We start from the raw sequence: 24,336 nt of genomic DNA, 5'->3' as shown, positions 1-24,336 counted from the left end.
GCGCCCTTGGCGGCACCGCGCTTTCCGACACGCCGGGGACGGCGCAGGTCAGATACGGAGCGCGACCGCGCCGCTGCGTTTTTGTCGGTGGGTTCCGCCATGATGTCCCCGACTCGGATCCGGAGGGGAGGTACCGGTGGCGACGGTGATCACCACCGCGGCCGTCGTGCTCGCGTTGCTGCTGCTCGCGGCCGTCGCGCTGCTGTGGCGGCTGTACAACGACGGCATGCGGCGGGCGGACGCGGCGGCGAAACTGGTCGCCGCCGAACGGTCGAAGGCGGATCAGCAGCAGCTCGCGCTGCGCCGGTACGAGGTGGCGTTCGCCTCGATCAGCGGCCGCGGCGAACTGGGCGAACAGGTGCTCCTGGAGACCGCACGCGCGCTCGGGCTCCGCGAGGAACTGCACTTCACCCTGCAAACGGATCTGGCGGGCGGCGGCGCCGCGAAACCGGACATGGTGCTGCGGGTCGGCGGCGGCCGGACCGTCCCGGTCGACGCGAAGGCCAGCATGGCCTGCTGGGCCGAGGCCGTCGAAACGAACGACCCGGAGGAACGGCTGGACGCGCTGCGCGTCCACGTCCGGCAGCTCCGGTCGCGGGCGGCCGAGTTGGCGGGCAAGGGCTACCAACGCTGGGCCGACGCGATCTACGGGACGATCATGTTCGTCCCGTCCGACGCGGCCGTGGTGGCCGCGCTGGACACCGACCCGGAACTGCTGCGCTGGATGCTGGACAGGCGGGTCTTCGTCTGCGGGCCGACCGGATTCGCCGTACTGGCTTCCGCCGCGCTGTTCGCCGCGACCGAGCGGGCACTGGTCGAGGACGTCGAGCAGGTCCGGGCGGGCGCCGCGGCCGCGCACCGGGCCGCGGGCAACGCGGTCGACGCGCTGAACCTGTCGAGCACCCACCTGCAGCGCTTCATCTCGGCCCGGCGGCGGGAACTGGAGGCGCTCGAGAGCTTCCGGAGCACGGTCTCCCCGCTGACGGACGCCGCGGGCAGCCCGGCGGCGGTCCCGCTGATCAGGAAGGCGGACGAACTCCCGGCCTCGTGAGTGTTCAGGACGGCGGCGCGTGAAGGCCCCCTTCCCTCGGCTCAGCCGAGGGAACTCGACCTTCACACCGTCCCCAGTACATGAAGGACCCCTTCATGTACTTCCGGCGGCCGGCGCGCCCGTACCGCACGGCCGAGCACAGCCTTTCCCACCTGCGATTTCCGGAATCGGAGGCTCCATTTCGCCCGGCCTGACAACCTTGTCGGCCACTTACTCGTAGTACCTCCCGTAAACACCCGGACAGCCCGTACGGGTGGTGCGGAATGACCACTACCAGGCGATAGACACACCGCCTGTTGGCGGTATGCCCGCAGCTTGGATATACGGTGGGGCCTGTGACCGCGATTCGCGATCGCCAGAGCGATCCTGATGCCGACGACGTCCCCGTTGCCTGGGACGAGCGTCCGCTCGTCGGCGCCAGGCGCGGGCTGCCCTGGTGGGCTGCCGTCCTGGTCGGCTTCGGGCTCGCCATCCTTGGCGCCTTCGTCGACATGATGCTGCAGAAGGACCTGGGTCTGCTGTTCAAAGCCTGCTACGCGCTCGGCGCGGTGGCCGCCGTGGTGGCCGTCCAGCGCCGCGGGTTGTTCGGCCCGATGGTGCAGCCGCCCCTGGTCCTCGCCGTGACCGTCCCGGGAGTGATCCTCCTGACCTCGGACGGCAGCAAGGGCACGGACCTGCTTTCGAGAGCCTTCGACGTCGGAACGCCGCTGATCAACGGCTTCCCGACGATGGCCATCACCACCGGCGTCACCTTGGCGATCGGCGTCTTCCGGATCTACCGGGAACGCGATCCCGACGCCCCGGTGAAGGTGAAGCCGGGTACCAAACCGGAACGTCGCGACGAGGCCAAGCCCGCCGTCCGTCCCGCGGCCGCCGCGCCGGGTCGTGGCCGCCCCGCGTCCCGGACCGGGCAGACCCCGCCCCCGCCTTCCCGCCGTGGCGCTCCGCGAGACGGTGCGTCGCGAGAGGGCGCGCCGCCCCGCCGTCGTCCTGTCGACGACGAGCGACGCCCCCGCCGCGACGCCGAACCCGGCGCCCGCAAACCGCCGCCCCCGGGACGTCAGCCTCGGCGGCCGCGGCCGCCTGAAGACGGCGAACCCCGTCGCCGCGACCCGCGCGGCGAAAGCGCCCCCGGTGCCCCGCGCCGCCGTCCGCCGCGTGCGGACGACCCGCGCCGCGGAGGGCAGCCGCCGCGCCGCCGCCCCTGGGACGACGAGCGGTGAAGCAAGGGACCTTTGCTCTCAGCTGAGCCGCTGAACAGCGAAAAGGACCGTCCGAGGAATTCCTCGGGCGGCCCTTTTTCGTAAGGGTCGTCAGGCCTTGGCGGCCTTGCGCAGCTCGTGCGGCAGCGCGAACGCGATCTTCTCGTTGGCCGTGGTGACCTCGTCGACGTTGTCCCAGCCGCGCTCGGCCAGCCACGCCAGCAGATCCATGACCAGCACCTCCGGCACCGAAGCACCGCTGGTGACGCCGACGGTCTCGACGCCTTCGAGCCACGCTTCGTCGACTTCGTGCGCGAAGTCGACCAGGTGCGACGCGCGTGCCCCCGCCTTCAGCGCGACCTCGACCAGCCGCTTCGAGTTGGACGAGTTCGTCGAGCCGACCACCAGCACCAGGTCGCACTCGGCGGCCATGGCCTTGACCGCGACCTGACGGTTCGTGGTGGCGTAGCAGATGTCGTCACTGGGCGGGTCGGCCAAGCCGGGGAACTTGTCCCGCAGCTGATCGACGCGCTCCATGGTCTCGTCCACCGAAAGGGTGGTCTGCGACAGCCAGATGACCTTCGACGGATCGCGGACCTCGACCTTGTCGACGTCCTCGGCGGTGTCAACGAGCTGCACCTTGTCGGGAGCCTCGCCGGCCGTGCCTTCGACCTCTTCGTGACCTTCGTGGCCGATCAGGAGGATGTCGTAGTCGTCCTTCGCGAACCGGTTGACTTCCTTGTGCACCTTCGTCACCAGCGGGCAGGTCGCGTCGATGGTCCGCAGGTTGCGCTCGGCCGCCTCGGCGTGCACCGCGGGCGAGACGCCGTGCGCGGAGAACACCACCAACGCGCCTTCCGGCACCTCGGAGGTCTCGTCGACGAAGATCACGCCGCGGTCGCGCAGGGTCTCCACGACGTGCCGGTTGTGCACGATCTCCTTGCGCACGTACACCGGTGCGCCGTAGAGCTCGAGTGCCTTCTCGACGGCGATGACCGCGCGGTCGACCCCCGCGCAGTAACCGCGGGGCTTGGCGAGCAGGACACGTTTGCCACCTGCCGGCACACCGGACTCGGTGATCGTCGGGCTGCCGGCTGGCGTGATTCCGGGACTCGCAGAACTCATGCCCCCAGGGTACGGGCTGCCCTGGGGGCTCCTCGCACTCACGTTCAGGTGACCAGGGAACCCCTCGAAAGGATGTGCGTGGAGTCACGTCGGGTGAGCCGACCCACCCGTTCGGTTGGGCAGGATGGCCCAAATACGGCAGGCTGGACGCATGAAGCCTCTCCCGCTCCCCCTCCGGGTCGCCGCGGGCCTCGCCGTCACCACCGCCGAGCGGGTTCGCGAACTCCCCAAGCAGCTCACCGGGCTCCCTGTCACGGTGGTCAGCCAGGTGCTCCAGTTCTCCATGCGCGTGCAGCAGCACGTCACCGAACTCGCGATCAAGGGCGACGACGCGCTGTCCGTCCTCCGCCCGGTCGAGGACACGCCCAGCTGGGCCACCTTCGACGAGGATCTCCCGCCCGACGTCGGCGAACGCCGCTACGAACGCGACTCGTGCGTCATCCCGCTGAGGGAGGACGCCGAGAACCCCGAGGTTCCCCGGCCGCGCGCCGAGACCAACGGCCACCTCCCCGACCTCGAAGCGCTCACCGAGGATCCGTGGGCCGAGGAGGAGCGCGCGCTCGCCGAGGACCACGCCGACGGCGAGTTCGACAGTTCCGCGGCGCTCGTCGACGCGAACCCCGCCGGGCTGGACGACTACGACACGCTCACCCTGCCGCAGCTGCGCGCCCGCCTGCGCCGGTTCGACCTCGCGCAGCTGGAGGAACTCCTGACCTACGAACGCGCGAACGCCGACAGGCCGTCGTTCGTCGGCATGCTCGCGCGCCGGATCGGGAACGTGAAGAAGGCCGAGAGCGACGGCGACAGCGCGGAAGGCCGGTGAGCGCCGAGCCCGCCGCCGCTCAGGCCGGTCCGTCCACCACCGCCGAGAACCCGTGGCCGGTCCGCACGGTCGCGCGCAAGGTCGGCGAGTGGATCAACCGGCTCGGCGCGGTCTGGGTCGAGGGCCAGGTCACGCAGATCTCGGCCCGCCAGGGCACCAACACCGCGTTCCTGACGCTGCGCGACCCGTCGGCGGACGTCTCGATGTCGGTGACCTGCCCGATGGGCCTGCTGCGCACGATCGAACCGCCGTTGCGCGAGGGCGCGAGCGTCGTGGTGCACGCGAAGCCGACGTTCTTCATGAACCGCGGTTCGCTGAGCCTGCGTGCCAACGAGATCCGCGCGGTCGGCATCGGCGAACTGCTCGCGCGGATCGAGCGGCTGCGGCGGCTGCTGGCCGCCGAGGGCCTGTTCGCGCCGGAGCGCAAACGCAAGATCCCGTTCCTGCCCAAGGGAATCGGCCTGATCACCGGCCGCGCCTCCGCCGCCGAACGTGATGTGCTGGTGAACGCGCAGTCCCGCTGGCCGCATGTCGCGTTCAAGGTGATCAACACCGCCGTGCAGGGTTCGCTCGCGGTCCCGCAGATCCTCCAGGCACTGTCCAAACTGGACCGTGACCCGGATATCGACGTGATCGTGATCGCGCGCGGCGGCGGCAGCGTGGAAGACCTGCTGCCGTTCTCCGACGAGGCCCTGTGCCGCGCGGTCTCCGCGGCCGGGACCCCGGTGGTCAGCGCCATCGGGCACGAACCCGACACCCCGCTGCTCGACCACGTCGCCGATCTCCGCTGCTCGACGCCGACCGACGCCAGCAAGCGGATCGTGCCCGACGTCCGCGAGGAGACCCAGCGCGTCCACCAGATGCGTGATCGCGGCCGCCGCGCCCTGCACGGCTGGGTGGACACCCAGGTCAGGCTGCTGACCCAGATGCGCAGCCGTCCCGTGCTCGCCGATCCGCTCGGCCCGATCCAGCGGCGTTCGGACGACGTCGAGATCCACCGCGAACGCGGCCGCCGCGCGATGCTCACCCTGCTCGCCAAGGACCAGGCCGAAATCGCCAGCGCCCGCGCGCGGCTGACCGCGCTCGGCCCGGCGGCGACCCTCGAACGCGGCTACGCCGTGGTGCAGTACACCGACGAGCAAGGCAACCTCCAGGTACTCCGGTCCGTCTCCGAAGTCGCGGACGGCGCGAAACTGCGCGTCCGTGTGGTCGACGGCGCGCTCGGCGCCGTCGTCTCGGGCGTGCCGGAGGAGGAGCGTTGACGGCGAGTTTCCTGCCTTTGACCATCGACGCCGCGGAGCGCGCGGACGCGCCGGAGGTACTACGCAACGCGTGGCTGACCGACCGCGCCGCCGCCGAGTGCTGGACGGTGCTGCTCGCGGGATGTGAGTTCTCCACGAAACGTGGCCTCGACGCGCAGCTGCGCAAACTCTCCGAAGCGACGGCCGAGCACGTCGGCACCCGATGGTGGTTCGCGGACGGCACCGCGCACCGCAAACGGGTGGCACGCGCCCAGGAGAACCTCGTCTCGGCGATCGCGGAGGGTGACGGCCAGGAGTTCGCTCTCGCCTTCGTGGGTTACGACAACGCCATGGCCGGCGCGGTAGTGTGCGCGGGTATCGGCAAGCACCGACGTCCGGTAGAAGGAAGCACAGCGTGAGCGACACCGCCGAACTCGGCTACGAACAGGCCCGCGACAGGCTGGTGGAAGTCGTCCGCGAGCTCGAAGCGGGCGGGCTGTCCCTGGAACAGTCGCTCGCCCTGTGGGAGAAGGGCGAGCAGCTGGCGAAGGTCTGCGAGCACCACCTCGAGGGCGCGCGTGAGCGGATCGAGGCGGCGCTGTCCTCCGTCGAGGACGAGACCGGCAACGGTCAGTGACGTTCACCATGCTCGTGTGCCACCGAACAGCCGTGGGTATCTGAGAGACTGTGACCCCGCCGAGTTCCTGACCCGGGAGGCCTCATGCCCACCCCCACCTCGTCCGCCAGCTCTTCTCGACGCCCTGAAGCGCCCGATCGCAACCTCGCGATGGAACTGGTCCGAGTGACCGAAGCCGCCGCGATGGCCGCGGGCCGCTGGGTGGGGCGCGGGGACAAGATCGGCGGGGACGGTGCCGCCGTGGACGCGATGCGCCAGCTGGTCTCGACCGTGTCGATGCGCGGTGTCGTCGTCATCGGCGAGGGCGAGAAGGACGAAGCCCCGATGCTGTTCAACGGGGAAGAGGTCGGCAACGGCGACGGACCCGACTGCGACGTCGCGGTCGACCCGGTCGACGGGACGACCCTGATGGCCAAGGGCATGCCGAACGCGCTGGCCGTGCTCGCGGTCGCCGAACGCGGCGCGATGTTCGACCCGTCCGCGGTGTTCTACATGGAGAAGCTCGCCGTCGGCCCCGACGCCGCGGGCAAGGTCGACCTGGCCGCCCCGGTCGCGGAGAACATCCGCCGGGTCGCGAAGGCCAAGAACTCCAGCGTCTCCGACGTCACCGTGTGCATCCTCGACAGGCCGCGCCACGAAAAGCTGATCCAAGAGGTCCGCGAGGCGGGTGCCCGGATCCGGTTCATCTCCGACGGCGACGTCGCGGGCGCGATCGCCGCGGCGCGGCCGAGCACCGGCGTCGACATGCTGCTCGGCATCGGCGGCACCCCCGAAGGCATCATCGCGGCCTGCGCGATGAAGTGCCTCGGCGGCGAACTGCAGGGCCGCCTGTGGCCGAAGGACGACGCGGAGCGCGAGAAGGCGCTGGCCGCGGGCCACGACCTCGACCGCGTGCTCGGCAACGACGACCTCGTCCGCGGCGACAACGTGTTCTTCTGCGCCACCGGGGTCACCGACGGCGACCTGCTGCGCGGCGTGCACTACCGCGCGGGCGGCGCGACCACCCAGTCGATCGTGATGCGCTCGAAGTCCGGCACGGTCCGGATGATCGACGGCTACCACCGGCTGACCAAGCTCCGCTCGTACTCGTCCGTCAACTTCGACGGCCACCTCGACGATTCACTGGAAGACGACGTCGTTCCCCCGCTCCCCTAAGGAGAATCCGTGCTGAAGCGCGTGCTCGTGGTCCTGCTCGCGGCGATGGTCCTCACGCCGGTCGGACAGGCCACGGGCGCGGGCGACCTCGTCGGCGGCAGAGAGGCCGACGAGCCGTATCCGTTCGTCGCTTCCCTGCATTCGGCCTCCGGCAAGATCTTCTGCGCCGGGACGCTGATCGCGGCGGACTGGCTGGTGACGGCCGGGCACTGCGTCGAGGGCAAGAACCCGGCGAACCTGAGCGCGCGGATCGGCAGCAACGACAACACCCAGGGCGGCGAGATCGCGAAGCCCGCCGAAATCGTCGTGAACCCGTCCTACAACCCCGCGCCCGAGCACGCGGGCGGCGATCTCGCCCTGGTGCGGCTGGCCGCCCCGGTGAAGACGGCGCCGATCACGATCGGCGCCGTCGTGGCGCCGGGGACGCCGACGCGGCTGCTCGGCTGGGGTCAGACGTGCCCGGCTTCGGGTTGCGGCAAGGGGACGGCGAAACTGCAGCAACTGGACACGAAGATCGTCGAAGGTGTGCGCTGCACCGCGAAATTCGACGGCGCCGTCGAGCTGTGCACCGACAACCCCGGCGGGAATTCGGGCTCGTGCTACGGGGATTCCGGCGGGCCGGAGATCGCCAAGGTCGACGGGAAGTGGGTGCTGCTCGGCACGATCAGCCGTCCGGGGAACGCCGACCCGGTGTGCGCGACCTCGCCCTCGATCGCGACTTCGGTGGTGGCCTACGCGCAGTGGATCGCGGAGAAGATCACTCCGCCTACGCCCGCTCCGCCTGCCTGAAGTGCAATGAAGGGGCCTTTCATTGCAAATTTTGCGATGAAAGGCCCCTTCATTGCGCGCGCTACTCCGCGTTACTGGAGTGCCCAGGGAACAGATGCGCGTCCGGGTCCAGCATGACCGCGATGTTGTTCACCGCCGTCGCCGCTTCCCCGAACCCGGTCGCGATCAGCTTCACCTTCCCCGGATACGCCGCGACGTCGCCCGCGGCGTAGACGCGCTCCCGCGGGGTCGCCATGGTCGAGTCGACGGCGATCGCGCGGTGGTCGATCTGGAGTCCCCAGCTTTCGATCGGCCCGAGGTCCGCGGTGAAACCGAGCGCGGCGACGACCGTGTCGGCGCGCAGCACCTCGGGCTCCGAACCCTTGACCTGGACCTCGACTTCCGCCAGCGTGCCGTCGCGGTCGGAGAACCGGGTGACCTCGGCGTCGGTGATGATCCGCACGCCGAGTTCCCGTGCCTGCCGCACGATCGACTCGGCGGCGCGGAATTTCGCGCGCCGGTGCACGAGGGTGACGTTCGCGGCGACCGGATGCAGTGCGAGCACCCAGTCGAACGCCGAGTCCCCGCCGCCGACGACGACCACGTGCTGCCCTTCGTGCGCCTTCAACGAGGGCACGAAATGGACCATGCCGCGCCCGAGCCAGCCGTCACCGGCGGGCAGCGGCCGCGGGGTGAACTCGCCGATCCCGGCGGTGATCAGCACCGCGCCGGCGCGCAGGATCTGTCCGCCGTCGAGGGTGATGGTGACGCCGCCTTCGACGCTTTCGAGTTTTTCGGCCTTGCGTCCGAGCAGATACGCGGGTTTGAACGGCGCCGCCTGTTCGAGCAGGCCCTGCACCAGATCGCGGCCACGGACCTCGGCGAACCCGCCGACGTCGTAGATCATCTTTTCGGGGTACATCGCGGTGACCTGGCCACCGGCCTCCGGCAGTGAATCCACGACGGCCATCGAAAGGCCGCGGAATCCCGCGTAGTAGGCGGCGAACAGACCCGTCGGACCGGCCCCGATGATGACGAGGTCGTACGACGTTTCCCCAGCGGACTCGCTCATTCGGCACTCTCCCGGCCGGTGGTGGGCGGCGTGATCGAGAACACATTCGATCCTAGCCCTCGCGTGCCGAAAGACACGGAGCGCGCCAGAGGTCCCTGCGCGAAACTTGAGGCATGGCTGAACAGGAATACCGGATCGAACACGACACCATGGGCGAGGTGCGCGTCCCCGTCGACGCCCTCTACCGCGCGCAGACGCAGCGCGCCGTCGAGAACTTCCCGATCTCCGGCCGGGGCCTGGAACGCGCCCAGATCCGCGCGCTCGGCCTGCTGAAGGCCGCGGCGGCGCGGGTCAACGCGCGGCTCGGCGTGCTGGACGCCGAGGTCGCCGAGGCCATCGCGAAGGCCGCGGACGAGGTCGCCGAGGGCAAGCACGACGCGCATTTCCCGATCGACGTGTTCCAGACGGGTTCCGGGACCTCGTCGAACATGAACGCCAACGAGGTCATCGCGACGCTCGCGTCGAAGGCGCTGGGCCGCGACGTGCACCCGAACGACCACGTCAACGCTTCGCAGTCCTCCAACGACACCTTCCCGACGACGATCCACGTCGCCGCGACGGAAGCAGTGCTCTCGGATGTGATCCCCGCTCTGGAGTATCTGGCCGGCGCCATCGAGACGCGGGCGGCCGAGTGGGCAGACATCGTGAAGTCCGGCCGTACGCATCTGATGGACGCCGTCCCGATCACCTTCGGCCAGGAGGCGGGCGCGTGGGCATCGCAGGTCCGGTTCGGTGTCGAGCGGCTGAAGTCGGGTCTGCCGCGGCTCGGTGAACTGCCGATCGGCGGGACCGCGGTCGGTTCCGGGTTGAACGCGCCCGAAGGCTTCGGCGGGGCGGTCTCACAGGAACTGGCTTCGGTGACCGGTCTTCCGCTGACCGAAGCGCGCGACCACTTCGAGGCGCAGGCGACGCAGGACAGCGTCGTCGAGACGTCCGGGCATCTGCGCACGGTCGCGGTGTCGCTGAACAAGATCGCGAACGACCTGCGCTGGCTGGGTTCCGGTCCGCGCACCGGGCTCGCCGAACTCGCGCTGCCGGATCTCCAGCCGGGTTCGTCGATCATGCCGGGCAAGGTGAACCCGGTGATCCCGGAGGCGACGCTGCAGGTGGTCGCCCAGGTGATCGGGAACGACGCGGCGGTGGCGTTCGCGGGGGCGGCGGGCAACTTCCAGCTCAACGTGAACCTGCCGGTGATCGCGCGCAACGTGCTCGAATCGGCGCGGCTGCTCGCGGCGGTCTCGCGCCTGCTGGCGGACAAGGTGTTCGCGGGCGTGACGGTGAACGCCGACCGCTCTCGCGAGTACGCCGAGGGTTCGCCGTCGATCGTGACGCCGCTCAACAAATACATCGGCTACGAAGAGGCCGCCGCCATCGCGAAGCAGGCCCTCAAGGAGCTGAAGACGATCCGCGAGGTCGTGATCGAACGCGGTCACGTCGCGAACGGCAAGCTCACCGAAGCCCAACTGGACGAAGCCCTCGACGTGCTCCGCATGGCGCGCGGAGGCCGCTAAGCGCCGAGAGCGACCACAGCCGCGTGGAGCGGTGAGGCGAGCGAAGCCGCGAGCCCACCCGAAGGCGGTGTCTCGGTGAACAGGTGCAGCCACGTCAGCACCGGGCCGAGCAGGATCGCGTGCACGAGAGCCGGATCGGGCCGTCGCGAGAGTTCCCCTCTCTCGACGGCCCGATCCAGCATCTGGACCAGATATCCGCGTTCGCGGCCGAGGAACACCTCACCGAACCGCGCTTCCAGCACCGGATCCGCCCGGACGTCGGCGAGCAGCGAAGGCAGCGCCTGCCGCAGTTCCGCACCGTCCAAAGAGGACTGGATCACTTCGAGGACCGCGGCCACGTCGCCCCGCAGCGAACCGGTGTCCGACGGCGGTTCGAGCTCCACGGGATGGATCACCGCGGCGAACACGAGTTCCGCCTTCGACCGCCATCGCCGGTACACCGCCGCCTTGCCGACCCCCGCCCGCGCCGCGACCGCGTCGATCGTGCAGCGCTGGTAACCGGTTTCGGTCAGCAGCGCCCGCACGGCCTCGCGGACCGCGTCGTCGATGCCCTCTTCCCTCGGCCTGCCTCTCGCCATGCCCACAGTTTACGAGACTGACAGTTCCGTATATCGTCCGGGTATGATCTGGACCAGAACCTCCCGCGGAATCCTGCCCTGCCCGCCGTCCGCGCTCTGGGCGCCACTGGCCGATTTCGCCCGGTGGCCCGAGTGGGATCCCGACCTCGTCAGCGTCGAACTGCACGGTCCCGCCGAGGTGGGATCGACCGGTTTCCTCGTACCGAACGGATTCCGCGGCCGAGTGCACTCACGGGTCGCCGAGCCCTTCACGATCACGTCCCTGAGCGAGCATCGCGAAATCGCCTTCCGCCAGCCGATCCCGCTCGGTGCCATGGATCTCGTGCTGAGCCTGACCGAAGTCGACGGCGGGACGGAGTTCGTCCAGAAGGTCACCTTCGGCGGGCCGCTGCGCTCGGTCATGGTCGCGATCATCGGCGGCGACGTCGTGAAGCACTTCGATGTCAAATGCGCCAGGCTCATCGAGCTTGCGGCGGCGCAGGCCGATCACGACGCCTGAAGACACCAGCGCGACCCCGATCACTTGGGAGAAACGGAAATCCTGCATGCCGAGCAGGAGCGAGACGGCGAGCCCGGAGACCGGCATCAGCCCGGCCAGCACCCCTGCCCGGTCCGCGCCCAGCATCGAAACCGCCGAGTACCAAAGAAGAAACGCGATCGCCGTGACGACGACCGTCAGGTAGCCGAGCGCGATCAGTTCACGCCCGTCCGGCCACGCCCAGGCGCCGGACGGGTCGGCGATCGTGCCGACGACGGCGCCGCCGGCACCCGCGGCGAAACACCCCCAAGTCGCGGTCGCCAACGGTCCGAGCCTCTCGAGCACGCCGACGGCCAGCAGCGTGAACAGCGCTTCGCACACCATCGCCAGCGCCGCGAGCACCAGCCCTTGCCAGCGCGCCGCACCCCCGCCGGACAGCACGGCGATCCCGAGCCCGGCGAGCACCGCCCCGGTCACCGGCGCCCACGACGGCCGTTTCCCCTTGGCCAGCGGGCCGGCGAGCGCGAGCACGAGCGGCGTGCCACCGAGGAACGCCGCCACCAGGCCCGGCTCGGCGTAGCGCTGCGCGAACAGCAGGCACGCCTGGAACCCGATCATCCCGGTCGCCGCCAGGGCGAGCAGCGACGACACGTCGCGCGCCCCCGGCAACGGCAGCGGACGCCCGCTCAGCCGCGCCCACGCCAGCAGGAGGATTCCCGCCAGCGCGTACCGCAGCGCCTGTCCGGTGATCACCGGGTACGCGTCGAGCATCCCCGTCACCGGCACGGACGCGCCGACGATCAGCACCCCCAGTACGCCGATCGTCACGCCTCTTCGTTCGTTGTCCATCCCCCCACGATGCCCACCCTTTGGCCCGCCCCAAAGAGCCAAATCACACACACCCGACCGGACCATAAGTCAGCCGAATGTCCGTGAAGGACTCCTTGAGGGACCCAGAATCCCTCAAGGAGTCCTTCACGGAACTGCGGCGACGACCAGCCTGGGTCTGTCAGGACCAGGCACGCACCCCGCCCGGTCCGGGATACTCGACGGCATGACCGAGACGGCCGAACTGGGCGACTTCCTCAAGGCACGCAGGGCCGCGCTGGACCCGGCGGATCTCGGCCTGCCGACGGGGTTCAACCAGCGGCGGGTCGCCGGGCTGCGGCGTGAGGAGCTGGCGCAGCTGGCCGGGATCAGCGTCGACTACTACACGCGGCTGGAGCAGGGCCGGGCGCGCAACGTGTCCGATTCCGTCCTCGAATCGCTGAGCCGGGCGTTGCGGCTGCACCGCGACGAGGAAACCTACCTGCGCAACCTGGCCGCCCCGAAACGCAAACGCGTCGCGCGGCCGAAGGCGCGGCGGATCCGGCCGGAACTCCAGCTGATGCTGAACGCCATTCAGTCCCCGGCGCTCATGTTCGACCGCTACGGCGACGTGCTGGCCTGGAATTCGCTCGGGACCGCGCTTTCCTTCGACTTCGCCGCGCGCCCGGCGGGCGAGCGCAACATCCCCAAGATGTTCTTCCTCGACGAACGCGCCCGCGAGCTGCACCCGGAGTGGGGAACCGTGGCGAAAGAGATCGTGGCGAACCTGCGCTCCGAGGCCGGGAAGTATCCGGACGATCCGTACTTCGCCCAGCTGGTCGGCGAACTCTCCCTCGGCAGCGAGGCGTTCCGCAAGCTGTGGGCGACGCAAACCGTGCGCGAGAAGGCGCACGCGTGGAAGGTCGTGATCAACCCGATCGTGGGTGAACTCCGGCTGCGCTACGAAACGCTGCGGCTGCCCGACGATCCGGACCAGGCCCTGGTGATCTACACCGCCGAGCCCGGCTCCGACAGCGAACGCGCGCTCCGCCTGCTCGCCAGCTGGGTCGCCGATCCCGCGCACGCCTGAACCCGCTCGGCGCGAAACTGTCGGTGTCCGGGGTCATGATGGACCCATGTTGCTCACGGCGGTGGTGACCGCGTCGGCCGAACTGGCCGCCACGAGGTCCAGGAAGGCGAAGATCGCCACCCTGGCCGCGGTGCTGCGTGCCGCGGGCGAGCTGGAGCTGCCGGCGGTCATCGCGTTCCTCACCGGGCAGCCGACGCAGGGCCGCATCGGCGCCGGCTGGCGGACGCTGGCCGAGCTGAAGACGGCTCCCGCCGCCGAGCCGTCGTTGACCGTGGCCGAGGTCGACACGGCACTCGGCACGGTGGGGGCGGCGTCGGGTTCGGGGTCGGTGAAGCTGCGCGCGGAGACGTTGCGGACGTTGTTCGCCAAGATGACCAAGGAGGAGCAGGACTTCCTGATCCGGCTGCTCACCGGCGAGCTGCGCCAAGGCGCGCTCGAAGGGATCATGGTGGACGCCATCGCGGCGGCGTCCGAGATCCCGGCCGAGGACGTCCGGCGGGCGTTCATGCTGTCCGGGCAGCTGCCGGTGACGGGCCTGGCGGCCATGGCGGGCGGCCAGGAGCGGCTGGCGGAGTTCAAACTGGCTCTGGGCAGGCCGATCCGGCCGATGCTGGCCTCCCCGGCGGAGTCTCTGGACGAGGCCATCACCGAACACGCCGAGGCGATCGTCGAGTACAAAATGGACGGTGCGCGGATCCAGGTCCACCGCGACGGCGACGAGGTGCACATCTACACGCGGACGCTGCGGGAGATCACCGGCAGCGTCGGCGAGCTGGTGGATCTCGTGCGCTCCTTGCCCTGCACGTCGGTGGTGCTCGACGGCGAGACGCTGGCCCTGACCGACGACGGCAGGCCGAGGCCGTTCCAGGAGACGATGAGCCGGTTCGGCAGCAGCCGCGAGGAGCAGGTCAAGGCGCTGCTGCTGCGGCCGTATTTCTTCGACTGCCTGCACCTTGACGGCGTCGACCTGCTGGACGCTCCCCTGTCGAAACGGAACGTCGCCCTGCGGCAGGTCGCGGGCGAGCACGTCATCCCCGGCGAGATCGCGCCCGCCTCGGCCGAGAGCGTGCTGGACGCGGCGATGGCCGCCGGGCACGAGGGCGTGATGGTCAAGGACCTCGCGTCGCCGTACGCGGCGGGCCGCCGCGGGCGCGCTTGGCTCAAGGTGAAACCGGTGCACACGATCGACCTGGTCGTGCTCGCCGCGGAGTGGGGGCACGGCAGGCGCACCGGCACGCTGTCGAACCTGCATCTCGGCGCCCGCGACCCCGACGGCGGGCCGCCGATCATGGTCGGCAAGACGTTCAAGGGCATGACCGACGAGCTGCTGGCCTGGCAGACGAAGACGTTCCAGGAGATCGAGACCCACCGAACGGACTGGGTGGTGCACGTACGGCCGGAGCTCGTCGTCGAAATCGAACTCGACGGGGCCCAGGTGAGCACGCGGTATCCGGGCGGGCTGGCGCTGCGCTTCGCGCGCGTCGTGCGCTACCGGCCGGACAAGGAGGCCGCCGACGCCGACACCATCGACACCGTCCGCGGCCTCCTCAAGCCCTGAACCCCCGCAATTAGTCACCTACTTGCGATCCTTGCGTGCGCAACGACCGCAAGCAGGTGACGAATCGCGTCAGTAGCAGCGGTCCGAAGAGATCCGGTAGGTGTAGTTGTTCGAGAGGTTGGAGGTCACCTCGAACCGGATCTTGTGATACACCGGCGGCTCCCCGAGCACGCCGTGTTTGACCGTGCGTTCCTTGCCCGGCGCGATGGCCCCGCTCCAGAGGCCCTTGTCGAAGACGTCGTCGATGATCTGGACGAGCATTCCCCGATAGTCGTGGTTGTGCACGGTGATGTCGATGCTCTGCCCCGCGCTCACCTCGACGACCTTCGTCTTCCCGCCCATCAGCGGTCCGCCCTCGCAGACCTTCGACGCCGCCGAGGCGGACGGTGCCATCAACAGGGTGCCGGCCAGCGCGACCGGGACGACGGCGAACAGCTTCTTCTTCATCGGTTCCCCACAACGGTCTTGACGACATTGGACTGGACGGCCAGGTCGAGGCCGAATTTCATGTTCCCGCCGCAATAGGCCTTCTCGCCGTTCTTGAAATGCACCGTCAGATCCCCGGCGCATTCGAAGACCTTGACGTCCCAGGTGCGCGTGCCCGGTTTCAGGCAGATCGCGTCCTTCCCGGCCCGGCGCATCCAGCCGTGGTAGCCGGATTCGCAGGTGATGATCGGATCACTGCCCGAAGCGGGCGCCGGAGCCGCCTGTGCGGCGGCGGCAGGCAGGAGCGCCACGGTGAGCGCGGCCCCGGCCAATGCGGCGACCTTGACGTACGGACGCATGGATTCCCTTTCCGCAAATAATGTGAGAGTGTTTCGGAAAATCCCCATCCGGAATTCCCGGACTCCGATGACGTTAAAGGCGGCCGAAGCCACTCGGGAAGCGATTCACGGCCGCGAAATGGCCATGGCCAGGGAATCGATGTCCATGCAGGTCAGCGCTTTGGCCATCGGGGCGGAAGGTCAAATGACGCGGACCGAGAAGAACACGGCGCGGGTGTTCGGCAGCAGGATGTGACCCTGTTCGTCGGCCATCTTCCAGTACACCTGGCAGTGCCCGGGCTTGCCGGGCGCGCGCACTTCGACGGAGACGCGGACGCGTTCGCCGGGCGCGGTCTGCGGGACGGGTACGCGTTCGGGCGTGCCGCATTCGCCGGGGTTCCCGAAGGAACCGGCGCGGACCAGATAGCGGCCGACCCATCCGACCGTTCCCGCGTTGCGGAACTCCCAGGTCTTCACGAAGGTCGACCCGGCCGCGACCTCGCTGCCGTCGGGCACGGTCACGTCGGCGACGAACTCCGACGCGTCGCCGGCCGGAGTGGAGGGCTCGGCACCGAACGGGGCCGCGAAGACGAACACGAGCGCGGCGACGAGGACGAACGCCACGGCTCCGGCGAGGACGAACGCCGTCCGGCGTGAACGCTCCGGAGCGGGGGCGGGGCCGGCGGTCAGCGCGTCCCGCGCGCGTTCCCATTCGCCGCGCCACTCGTGGCGGACCTCGTCCTCGTCACGGCCGAGCACCCCGGCGGCCAGCACGCGGACGAACTCCCACGACGTCTCCCAGCTGGGCAGCCGCTCTCCGCGGGCGGCGGCCGAAAGCGCCGACTTCGATGCGAGCGCGCCGTACTCGTCGCGCATCCGATCGTAGGAAGGGTCACCGGCGGCCCGTTTCAGCTCCCACAGCCGCCGCGCGAATCCGGCGACGGGTCCGTTTTCCTCCGCCGGACCCCGCGCGACCCGTCCGCGGCGTCCGGGCCTCCGCTCGACGTCCATCGGTTCCCACGATATGACCCACCGGCCGGGAAGTCCCGGCGGCGTTCCGCCCCCGATCGAGTGGCGGCGTGCGGTGGTGACGGGACGTCTCCACCCGATCACCCATAAGGTAGGTGGAATGCAGGCTTCCAAGATCGCGCGTGCCTGGTTCGGCGCGACGGCGCTGGTGGTGTTCGCCGGTCTCGCCGCCCAGATCCCGGTGTCGGCGGGCACCACGGGCGGTACCTTCCACACCCCGGCCGGGCGGGTGGCCAACCTGCTGGCCTTCTTCACCATCGACTCGAACATCCTGGTCGGCGCCGGCAGCCTGCTGCTCGCGCTCGGTGTCGCGGGCCGGTCGACCCTGTTCGGCGTGCTGCGGCTCACCGGCCTCGTCGGCATCACCGTGACCGGGGTCGTCTTCCAGGTCGCGCTCGCCGATCTCTACGAACTGCACGGCTGGGCCGTCTTCGCCGACACGATGCTGCACAAGGTGTCGCCGCTGATGTGCGTCGCGGGCTGGCTGCTGTTCGGCCCGCGCGGCCAGTTGTCGTGGCGGGTCCTGTCGTGGTCGCTGCTGTACCCGCTGGGCTGGCTCGCGGTCACGCTGGTGCGCGGCGCGATCATCGGGTTCTATCCGTACCCGTTCGTCGATCCCGGCATCAACAGCTACGGCGGTGTCGCGTTCAACTGCGTGCTGATCGGCGTGCTGTTCATCGGCCTCGCGGCGGCCGCGGTCGGTTTCGACCGCACGTTCAGCCGCAAGGACGAAGTGGACGACTATCTAGCCCCGGACCCGCCGGAAGGCGTTGAGCGGATCCGCGACGCCGGCACGTACTAGCGTCCGGACCGCGCCGAGCCGCCGGTCCACCGGTTTCCCGGCGGCCACCCGGTGCATCTGCTGGGTGTGCCACTGGATTTCGAGCAGGCTGTCGGCCAGCCGGATGCCGGTCTTCGGGGCCGTGCGCTGGGCGCGGACGTCCTCGCCGCCCAGCAGGCGGCCGGGCAGTGCCGGGTCGACGATCAGCGGCCTGCCGAGACCGATGACGTCCAGCGAGCCGGAGCGCAGCGCGTCCGCCATTCCCGCCGGACTGGTGAAGCCGCCGGTGACCATCAACGCGACGTCGGTGATCTGCCGCGCTTTCGCGGCGTAGTCGAGGAAGTAGGCCTCGCGGCTCGCGGTGCTCGATTTGGCCGGCCCCATCATGGCGGCCTTCTCGTAGGTGCCGCCGGAAACCTCCAGCAGGTCGATACCGGCCTCACCCAGTTCGCGGACGACTTCGAGCGATTCCTCCTCGCTGAACCCGCCGCGCTGGAAGTCCGCGCTGTTGAGCTTGACCGCGATCGGCACGGCGTCGCCGACCTCGGCACGCACGCGGGCGACCACTTCCAGCAGGAACCGCCGCCGCCGGAGGGCGTCGCCGCCCCAGCCGTCGGTGCGCTGGTTGGTCAGCGGTGAGAGGAACTGCGAGACGAGGTAGCCGTGCGCGCCGTGGATCTGGACACCGGCGAATCCGGCGTCGACGACGGTCCGCGCGGCGACGCCGAACCGGTCGATGATCGCCTCGATCTCGTCGCCGGTCAGTGCCCGCGGCGTCGCGAACACCGAGCGGATACCGCGGTCGCCGAACGGCACCGCCGACGGCGCGACCGGTTGACGGGTGAGGAAGCGCGGGCTTTGCCTGCCGGGATGGTTGAGCTGGACCCACAACCGGGTCTCGGTCCCGTCCGACGACCGTGCCCACGGCTTGAACCCGGTGGCGTCCGGCTCCTGGGGTACCGCGACGTTGCGCGGTTCGCCGAGCGCGGTCGGATCGACCATGACGTTGCCGGTGATCAGCGTGCCTGCGCCGCCGCGCGACCACGTCCGGTACAGCTCGGCCAGTTCGGCGGTGGGCCGGTTGCGGCGGTCACCGAGCTGCTCGCTCAACGCGGCCTTGGCCAGCCGGTTCGGCAGGATCGCGCCGCACCGCAGTTCGAGCGGCTCGGCCAGCAGTTCCTTGGGCTCGCTCATCGCGCTTTCTCCCGCCGTTACCTACTGAGCAGTATCCCTACTCGAAGTAACATACTCGCGGTATGTCGAGTACTCAAGGTGCGCCGGCACCGAAGGGGTTGTCGATCACGTAGCGCCAGAGCCCGTCCTCGCCACGTCGGGCGACGTCGGTGGCCGTCGCCGCGAGATGCCCTTCGATCACCCAGTCGACGATCAGCAAGGCCAGGTCACCGGCCACGTGCACCTGGCGCGGAGCGACCTTGATGGGCTGCCCGAGCGCGAGGATCCCGCCGTTCGCGGCCCGGCGTTCCGCGCCGGTCACCCGCACCCCGTCCCGGCGGACGAACACGGCGTCCGGCTCGTAGACCGTGTCGAGGATTTCGGCGGATCCGGTGTTGAAGGCGGCCTGGAAGACGAAGGGATGTTCGGCCGCGTCAGCGGTCAAAGGCACACTGGGGGAATGCGTCATGCGGACAGCGAAACCGACCGCGAAGCAGGTCACCAAACGGAAACCTTCGACGGCGAACTTGTCCCGGACGCCCGCGGCCGCACCCGGCGGCCCGAGCCGGACTGTCCCGTCGAGGTCGCGCTCGCCGCGATTTCGGGCCGGTGGACGACGCTCGTGCTGCGGGAACTCATGGGCGGGGCGCGGTCCTTCAGCGACCTTCGCGCGGCGTTGCCCGACCTGTCCGCGAAGGTGCTGACAGAACGTCTCGGCGACCTGACCGCGCGACGCCTCGCCGTCCGCGAGGAGCTGCCGGGCTTCCCGAGCCGGACCAGCTACCGGCTCACCCCGGCGGGACTGGCCCTGCGGCCGCTGCTGATCGAGCTGTATCGCTCGGGCTCGGCGCTACTGGCCTTGTAGGCGCGGCGCGACCGGCTCCACCTGGGCACGCACCTTCACCGCTTCGGCCATCTCCCGCGCCCAAACCTGCAGGCCGGGGATGTCGATCCCGTGCGGGCCGGCCTCGCGGAACGGCTCGATGTTGTCCGCGCCACGCTCCAGCAGCGAGGCCGCGCCGTTCCCGTTCCCCCTGGCCACGTGGGTCAGGCCCACGGCGAGCTGCGCGAGGCCGCGCCACAGCTCCCGTTCCGGCCCGTCGGTGGTCTTCCACGCGTCCTCGAACACCTCGTGCGCGTGGAACGGGCGGCCCGCGTCGAGCAGGCGCTGGGCCTCGGAGAGGGTGTCCTCGGGGCTCCGTTCGATGCCCTCGGGCTGGCGCTCGACACCGTCGGCGCCGTACGGGAGCGGCCTGCCGAGGCCGTCTCGTGGCCGCGCGTTACGGGCTCGTCCGGTTTCGTCACGGTCCCGGTCGGTCATGCCGACATTGTCCCACGCGGGTATCCTGGGGCCTCGTGCGCTTTCTCGACGGGCATCGGCCCGCTCACGACCTGACCTACGACGACGTGTTCCTCTTGCCGAACCGGTCGGACGTGGAGTCCCGTTTCGACGTCGACCTGTCCACTGTGGACGGCACCGGCGCGACGATCCCGATCGTGGTGGCCAATATGACCGCCGTCGCCGGTCGCCGGATGGCCGAAACGGTCGCCCGGCGCGGCGGGCTCGTCGTCCTGCCGCAGGACGTCGACGTGGCCGCGGTCGCCGACATCGTCACCTGGGTCAAGGGCCGTCACACCGTGTGGGACACCCCGCTCGTGCTGACCGGCGGGGACGCGGTGGCCGACGCGCTGAACCTGGTCGGCAAACGCGCCCACGGCGCCGTCGTGGTGGTGGACGAGGACGGCAAGCCCGTCGGCGTCGTCGACGAAGCGGCCTGCGCCGGTGTCGACCGCTTCGCGCGGCTGGCCGACGTCGCGGAGCCCGCGGTCGTCACGGTGCCCCTGAACACCCCGCCGCGTGAGGTGTTCGAGCGTCTGCACGATCACGGCGGCCGTCTCGCGCTCGGCATCGACGAGAACGGCAGGCTCGCCGGCGTCCTGACCGAGATCGCGGCGCTGCGCGCGGAGATCTACACCCCGGCCGTCGACGACGGCGGCAGCCTGCGCGTCGCCGCCGCGATCGGCGTGAACGGCGACGTCGCGGCGAAGGCCGAGGCCGTCCTCGCGGCGGGCGTCGACGTGCTGGTCGTCGACACCGCGCACGGCCACCAGGAGAAGATGATCTCCGCGCTCAAGGCCGTCCGTTCGGTGCACCCGCGGGTCCCGGTGGTCGCCGGGAACGTGGTCACCGCGGAGGGCACCCGCGATCTGATCCACGCGGGCGCGGACGTCGTCAAGGTCGGCGTCGGCCCCGGCGCCATGTGCACCACCCGGATGATGACCGGCGTCGGCCGCCCGCAGTTCTCCGCCGTCGCCGAATGCGCGGCCGCGGCCCGTGAACTGGGTAAACACGTCTGGGCGGACGGCGGCGTGCGGCATCCGCGCGACGTCGCGCTCGCGCTGGCCGCCGGCGCGTCCGCGGCCATGGTCGGCTCGTGGTTCGCCGGCACCCACGAATCCCCCGGCGACCTGCGCTACGACGAGCAGGGCAAGCCGTACAAGGAATCGTTCGGCATGGCGTCGAAGCGCGCCGTCGGCGCCCGCACGCGCACGGACAACATCTTCGAACGTGCCAAGAAGGGCCTGTTCGAAGAGGGCATCTCGGCGTCGCGGATGGCGCTGGACCCGGCCCGCCCCGGCGTCGAAGACCTGCTCGACTCCATCGGCTCCGGTGTCCGGTCGGCCTGCACGTACGCGGGCGCGCGGACGCTGGAGGAATTCCACGAGCGCGCGCTGCTCGGGATCCAGTCCGCCGCGGGCTTCGCGGAAGGACGGCCGCTGCCGTCGGGCTGGTGATCCGCGGCACCTGAAGCACTAGGGTGCACCGGGTGAGACGCCTGAGACGGATCGTGGCGGCGGCGCTGGACCGCCGCCACGCGGAAAACGGGGAAATCGCCGCACTACGGTCCGCGATCGCGGACCAGGCCGAGGAAATCGAGCGGCTGCGCGCGGTGCTGGAACACCACAACGCCTGGCTCGAGGATCACGGCGGGGCCCTGCGCGACGGCGACGCGCGCGCCACCACCGTCGAAGCCAGGCAAGCCGCCCTCGACGCGAGGCAGGAAACGCTCGACGGCTGGCTGAAAAGCCATGACACCGCCTTCGAAGGCCTGCATCTCCGGGCCGGAAGTCTCGAAGCCGCCCGCGACGTCCGCACGTTCACGCACTGGCTCGATCAGCACGAACTCCGGGCCACACCGAAGATTTCGATCGTTCTGCCGACACACGACCGGGCCTCGCTGCTGCCCCGCGCCGTCGCTTCGGTGCGGGCGCAACGCTATCCGCACTGGGAACTGGTGATCGTCGACGACGCCAGTTCGGATTCCACGCCCAAGGTGATCGCCGGTTTCGAAGACCCGCGGATCCGGTCGATCCGGGTCGAACACGGCGGCGTCTGCGCCGCCCGCAACGCCGGGCTCGCCGAGGTCACCGGGGACGTCGTCGCCTATCTCGACGACGACAACACCCTGCATCCGTTGTGGCTCAAGGCCTTGGCTTGGGCGTTCGGTGAGCATCCGGAGATCACGGCGGCCTACGGCGGCTTCGTCATCGACGACATCGGCGGCCTGCCGGAGCTGTTCTTGCGGCGCTACGACCGGGAAACGCTGCTGCGGGAGAACCTCGCCGACATCGGCGCCGTCGCGCACCGGGCGGGTCTTCGCGAGGCCCGGTTCGACGAGTCGCTGGTCGAGATGGGCGACTGGGACCTGCTCCTGGCGCTGACCGCGGACCGCGACCCCTTGGTCGTCCCGGCGATCTCCTGCTACTACACGACGACTTCCGGGGACCGGCTCTCCCACGGGCCGACCTACGACGACGACTTCGCCGCCATCCGCCGCAAACATTCAGGACCGGAGCACCGATCATGACCGAACCCGCCAAGATCCTCGTGGTCGCGCTCGACGCCTGCGACCCCGGCACGATCCGCGATCTCGCCGCGGCGGGTGAGGTGCCGACGCTGGCGCGGCTGCTCGAAACCAGCGCTTCGGCGACCACGCACAATCCCTACGGCCTGTTCGTCGGCTCGCTGTGGAGCAGTTTCTTCACCGCACGCACGGCCGCGCGCACTGGATTCCACTGCTGGGAAGAGGTCGACACCAAGACCTACGAACGGCGGCTGACCAGCCCGCTGGAAATCCGGGGTACCCCGTTCTGGGAGACGCTGTCCGACGCCGGGAAACGCGTCGCCGTCCTCGACGTCCCGCATTCCCGTGCGGACAAACCGCTCAACGGGGTCATGGTGAGCGAGTACGCCTGCCACGACCGGCATTTCGGCTTCCACACTTCACCGCCGGAGCTGGCGAAGGAGATCGAGGCCGACATCGGGCTCACTCCCATCCTCACCGCCGAGCCCGATCTGGTCCGTGACTGGGCACCGGACGACTACCTCCACCGGGAAGGTCCACATAGGACACCCGAAGAGGAGCGCGCGCTGACCCACGGGCTCGTCGCCGGGATCGGGCAGAAGACCCAGGTGTCGACCAAGCTGCTCGCCGAAGGCGACTGGGATCTTTTCCTTTCGGTGTACGGGGAATCCCACAGCATCGGCCATCAGCAGTGGCATCTGCACGATCCCGCGCATCGCGACCACGACTTCACGCTCGCGACCGAACTGGACCCGATCCGCTCGGTCTACCGGAGTCTCGACGACGCGATCGGCGGGCATCTCGCACTGGCCGGGCCGGACACGACGGTCTTCGTGCTGCTGAGCCACGGCATGGGACCGCGGTACGAGGGAAGCCATCTGCTGCACGAAATCCTGCGGCTTCTCGACACGGTGGAGACCGAAGGACTGCGTGGCGGCGGCGCGATGACGCTGGCCAAACGCGCCTATTCCGCGCTTCCCGGTCCTTTGCGGACCAAACTGGCATCGGCCGCGATGCCGCTGCTGCGCAAGCGGCTGGCGGCGGCCCCGCTGCCCGCGGTGCCGAACTGGGCGACCGCCGAACAGCGGTCGAAGCAGCGGTTCTACCTGTCCCCCAACAACTTCGTCTTCGGCGGGGTGCGGATCAACCTGGCGGGCCGCGAACCGCACGGCGTCGTCCAGCCCGGCACGGAGTACGAAGCCGTCTGCGAGCAGCTGACCGAAGACCTGCTCTCACTGGTGAACGTCGCGACCGGGAAGCCGGTCGTGCGCGAGGTTTCCCGCACGAGCGACCACTACGACCGCGAGGCCGACGACACCCTGCCGGATCTACTGATCGACTGGGCCCGCACCGGTCCGATCGAGACGGTCTGGTCGCCCAAGACCGGCGTCGTCCACGGCCCGGACGAGCATTGGCGCACGGGAGACCACCGGCCGGACGGGCTACTCCTCGCCAGCGGGCCCGGTTTCGAACCGGGCGCGAAACTGCCGGATCTGGACGTCGTCGACCTGGGCGCGACGCTTTCGGCCATGCTCGGCGTCGAACTCACCGACGACGTGGACGGACGGCCGCTCCCCTGGGCGAAACCGGTCACCTAGCCGCCATGAAAGGTCCTTTCCTTGCAAAA

The 24,336-nt window shown here is 70.0% G+C and carries 26 protein-coding genes and 1 pseudogene; 17 read left to right on the top strand and 10 right to left on the bottom strand.

Annotated features, from left to right (window positions below):
* Positions 1 to 136 precede the first annotated feature (136 nt).
* A complete protein-coding gene (gene rmuC, locus ACIHAO_RS15545; RefSeq protein ID WP_125799405.1) occupies positions 137 to 1,051 on the top strand; it encodes a DNA recombination protein RmuC in 915 nt (304 codons plus the stop codon).
* Positions 1,052 to 1,386: 335 nt separating this feature from the next.
* Positions 1,387 to 2,274 (top strand): DUF6542 domain-containing protein, encoded by an 888-nt coding sequence (locus tag ACIHAO_RS15540; RefSeq protein ID WP_396558224.1) that lies wholly within the window; start codon positions 1,387 to 1,389, stop codon positions 2,272 to 2,274.
* Positions 2,275 to 2,364: 90 nt separating this feature from the next.
* On the opposite strand, the gene ACIHAO_RS15535 is transcribed toward ACIHAO_RS15540, so the two are convergent.
* Positions 2,365 to 3,378: a 4-hydroxy-3-methylbut-2-enyl diphosphate reductase gene (locus tag ACIHAO_RS15535; protein ID WP_199745370.1), complete on the bottom strand. Its 1,014-nt coding sequence runs from the start codon at positions 3,376 to 3,378 to the stop codon at positions 2,365 to 2,367.
* Positions 3,379 to 3,529: 151 nt separating this feature from the next.
* Here ACIHAO_RS15535 and ACIHAO_RS15530 point away from each other — a divergent pair, with 151 nt between their 5' ends.
* From ACIHAO_RS15530 to ACIHAO_RS15505, 6 genes are all read left to right on the top strand, one after another.
* Positions 3,530 to 4,201, top strand: coding sequence for a lipid droplet-associated protein (locus ACIHAO_RS15530; protein WP_396558222.1), 672 nt, complete (start codon positions 3,530 to 3,532; stop codon positions 4,199 to 4,201).
* Entirely contained in the window at positions 4,198 to 5,463 is a 1,266-nt protein-coding gene (gene xseA, locus ACIHAO_RS15525) for an exodeoxyribonuclease VII large subunit (protein ID WP_125791902.1), read from the top strand. The genes ACIHAO_RS15530 and xseA overlap by 4 nt, the downstream gene beginning before the upstream one ends.
* Positions 5,460 to 5,861 carry a hypothetical protein gene (locus tag ACIHAO_RS15520; RefSeq protein ID WP_396558220.1) on the top strand — a complete coding sequence of 134 codons (402 nt, stop codon included), beginning with the start codon at positions 5,460 to 5,462 and terminating at the stop codon, positions 5,859 to 5,861. Before xseA ends, ACIHAO_RS15520 begins: the two co-directional genes overlap by 4 nt.
* The gene (locus tag ACIHAO_RS15515; protein WP_396558218.1) at positions 5,858 to 6,079 is read left to right on the top strand and encodes an exodeoxyribonuclease VII small subunit; all 222 of its coding nucleotides are present in this window, start codon (positions 5,858 to 5,860) and stop codon (positions 6,077 to 6,079) included. Before ACIHAO_RS15520 ends, ACIHAO_RS15515 begins: the two co-directional genes overlap by 4 nt.
* Before the next feature lie 84 nt (positions 6,080 to 6,163).
* The gene (gene glpX, locus ACIHAO_RS15510; RefSeq protein WP_199754253.1) at positions 6,164 to 7,234 is read left to right on the top strand and encodes a class II fructose-bisphosphatase; all 1,071 of its coding nucleotides are present in this window, start codon (positions 6,164 to 6,166) and stop codon (positions 7,232 to 7,234) included.
* A 9-nt stretch (positions 7,235 to 7,243) separates the two neighbouring features.
* Positions 7,244 to 8,023 carry a S1 family peptidase gene (locus ACIHAO_RS15505; RefSeq protein WP_396558216.1) on the top strand — a complete coding sequence of 260 codons (780 nt, stop codon included), beginning with the start codon at positions 7,244 to 7,246 and terminating at the stop codon, positions 8,021 to 8,023.
* Positions 8,024 to 8,084: 61 nt separating this feature from the next.
* On the opposite strand, the gene ACIHAO_RS15500 is transcribed toward ACIHAO_RS15505, so the two are convergent.
* A complete protein-coding gene (locus tag ACIHAO_RS15500) occupies positions 8,085 to 9,074 on the bottom strand; it encodes an NAD(P)/FAD-dependent oxidoreductase (protein WP_396558214.1) in 990 nt (329 codons plus the stop codon).
* Between the two features lie 113 nt (positions 9,075 to 9,187).
* On the opposite strand from ACIHAO_RS15500, the gene ACIHAO_RS15495 reads away from it, so the two are divergent.
* Entirely contained in the window at positions 9,188 to 10,585 is a 1,398-nt protein-coding gene (locus ACIHAO_RS15495) for a class II fumarate hydratase (protein WP_396558212.1), read from the top strand.
* On the opposite strand, the gene ACIHAO_RS15490 is transcribed toward ACIHAO_RS15495, so the two are convergent.
* Complete coding sequence (locus ACIHAO_RS15490) at positions 10,582 to 11,163, bottom strand: TetR/AcrR family transcriptional regulator (RefSeq protein WP_396558210.1); 582 nt, start codon at positions 11,161 to 11,163, stop codon at positions 10,582 to 10,584. The two genes, ACIHAO_RS15495 and ACIHAO_RS15490, sit on opposite strands and share 4 nt — an antisense overlap.
* On the opposite strand from ACIHAO_RS15490, the gene ACIHAO_RS15485 reads away from it, so the two are divergent.
* Positions 11,132 to 11,662 (top strand): SRPBCC family protein, encoded by a 531-nt coding sequence (locus tag ACIHAO_RS15485; RefSeq protein ID WP_396558208.1) that lies wholly within the window; start codon positions 11,132 to 11,134, stop codon positions 11,660 to 11,662. The genes ACIHAO_RS15490 and ACIHAO_RS15485 overlap by 32 nt on opposite strands.
* On the opposite strand, the pseudogene ACIHAO_RS15480 reads toward ACIHAO_RS15485, so the two are convergent.
* Positions 11,660 to 12,490: pseudogene (locus ACIHAO_RS15480) on the bottom strand (DMT family transporter); the annotation flags it as partial. The gene ACIHAO_RS15485 and the pseudogene ACIHAO_RS15480 sit on opposite strands and share 3 nt — an antisense overlap.
* A 205-nt stretch (positions 12,491 to 12,695) precedes the next feature.
* On the opposite strand from ACIHAO_RS15480, the gene ACIHAO_RS15475 reads away from it, so the two are divergent.
* Positions 12,696 to 13,538, top strand: coding sequence for a helix-turn-helix transcriptional regulator (locus ACIHAO_RS15475; protein ID WP_396558206.1), 843 nt, complete (start codon positions 12,696 to 12,698; stop codon positions 13,536 to 13,538).
* 46 nt (positions 13,539 to 13,584) lie between these two features.
* A complete protein-coding gene (locus tag ACIHAO_RS15470) occupies positions 13,585 to 15,096 on the top strand; it encodes an ATP-dependent DNA ligase (protein WP_396558204.1) in 1,512 nt (503 codons plus the stop codon).
* A 69-nt stretch (positions 15,097 to 15,165) separates the two neighbouring features.
* Here the strand turns inward: ACIHAO_RS15470 and ACIHAO_RS15465 are convergent, their stop codons facing one another.
* From ACIHAO_RS15465 to ACIHAO_RS15455, 3 genes are all read right to left on the bottom strand, one after another.
* Positions 15,166 to 15,543, bottom strand: a complete 378-nt coding sequence (locus ACIHAO_RS15465; RefSeq protein ID WP_125791894.1) for a hypothetical protein — start codon at positions 15,541 to 15,543, stop codon at positions 15,166 to 15,168.
* Complete coding sequence (locus tag ACIHAO_RS15460; RefSeq protein WP_396558202.1) at positions 15,540 to 15,881, bottom strand: hypothetical protein; 342 nt, start codon at positions 15,879 to 15,881, stop codon at positions 15,540 to 15,542. The genes ACIHAO_RS15465 and ACIHAO_RS15460 overlap by 4 nt, the downstream gene beginning before the upstream one ends.
* Positions 15,882 to 16,061: 180 nt before the next feature.
* A complete protein-coding gene (locus ACIHAO_RS15455) occupies positions 16,062 to 16,871 on the bottom strand; it encodes an NBR1-Ig-like domain-containing protein (RefSeq protein WP_396558200.1) in 810 nt (269 codons plus the stop codon).
* 118 nt (positions 16,872 to 16,989) lie between these two features.
* On the opposite strand from ACIHAO_RS15455, the gene ACIHAO_RS15450 reads away from it, so the two are divergent.
* Positions 16,990 to 17,691, top strand: coding sequence for a Pr6Pr family membrane protein (locus ACIHAO_RS15450; RefSeq protein WP_396558198.1), 702 nt, complete (start codon positions 16,990 to 16,992; stop codon positions 17,689 to 17,691).
* Here ACIHAO_RS15450 and ACIHAO_RS15445 read toward each other — a convergent pair.
* Together ACIHAO_RS15445 and ACIHAO_RS15440 are read right to left on the bottom strand one after the other, a co-directional pair.
* On the bottom strand, positions 17,635 to 18,864 hold the full coding sequence (locus ACIHAO_RS15445; RefSeq protein ID WP_396558196.1) for an NADH:flavin oxidoreductase/NADH oxidase family protein: 1,230 nt from the start codon (positions 18,862 to 18,864) through the stop codon (positions 17,635 to 17,637). The genes ACIHAO_RS15450 and ACIHAO_RS15445 overlap by 57 nt on opposite strands.
* Before the next feature lie 73 nt (positions 18,865 to 18,937).
* Positions 18,938 to 19,294: a YybH family protein gene (locus ACIHAO_RS15440; protein ID WP_396558194.1), complete on the bottom strand. Its 357-nt coding sequence runs from the start codon at positions 19,292 to 19,294 to the stop codon at positions 18,938 to 18,940.
* Positions 19,295 to 19,303: 9 nt separating this feature from the next.
* Between ACIHAO_RS15440 and ACIHAO_RS15435 the strand changes: the two genes are divergently transcribed.
* Positions 19,304 to 19,708 carry a winged helix-turn-helix transcriptional regulator gene (locus tag ACIHAO_RS15435; RefSeq protein ID WP_396558192.1) on the top strand — a complete coding sequence of 135 codons (405 nt, stop codon included), beginning with the start codon at positions 19,304 to 19,306 and terminating at the stop codon, positions 19,706 to 19,708.
* Here the strand turns inward: ACIHAO_RS15435 and ACIHAO_RS15430 are convergent.
* On the bottom strand, positions 19,694 to 20,164 hold the full coding sequence (locus tag ACIHAO_RS15430; protein ID WP_396558190.1) for a DUF309 domain-containing protein: 471 nt from the start codon (positions 20,162 to 20,164) through the stop codon (positions 19,694 to 19,696). The two genes, ACIHAO_RS15435 and ACIHAO_RS15430, sit on opposite strands and share 15 nt — an antisense overlap.
* Positions 20,165 to 20,199: 35 nt before the next feature.
* Between ACIHAO_RS15430 and ACIHAO_RS15425 the strand changes: the two genes are divergently transcribed.
* Genes ACIHAO_RS15425 through ACIHAO_RS15415 form a run of 3 tightly spaced genes read left to right on the top strand, consistent with a single transcriptional unit; the run spans position 20,200 to position 24,307 of the window.
* A complete protein-coding gene (locus tag ACIHAO_RS15425; protein WP_396558188.1) occupies positions 20,200 to 21,639 on the top strand; it encodes a GuaB1 family IMP dehydrogenase-related protein in 1,440 nt (479 codons plus the stop codon).
* Positions 21,640 to 21,671: 32 nt separating this feature from the next.
* Complete coding sequence (locus ACIHAO_RS15420) at positions 21,672 to 22,712, top strand: glycosyltransferase family 2 protein (protein WP_396558186.1); 1,041 nt, start codon at positions 21,672 to 21,674, stop codon at positions 22,710 to 22,712.
* Positions 22,709 to 24,307 (top strand): alkaline phosphatase family protein, encoded by a 1,599-nt coding sequence (locus ACIHAO_RS15415; RefSeq protein WP_396558184.1) that lies wholly within the window; start codon positions 22,709 to 22,711, stop codon positions 24,305 to 24,307. Before ACIHAO_RS15420 ends, ACIHAO_RS15415 begins: the two co-directional genes overlap by 4 nt.
* Positions 24,308 to 24,336: the final 29 nt, after the last annotated feature.

The sequence above is a fragment of the Amycolatopsis sp. NPDC052450 genome (genome assembly GCF_044547565.1).
In the GTDB taxonomy this organism is placed as follows: domain Bacteria; phylum Actinomycetota; class Actinomycetes; order Mycobacteriales; family Pseudonocardiaceae; genus Amycolatopsis.
The sequence above is the reverse complement of the archived record's forward strand: the minus strand, read 5'-3'. Positions and strand labels throughout refer to the sequence as shown.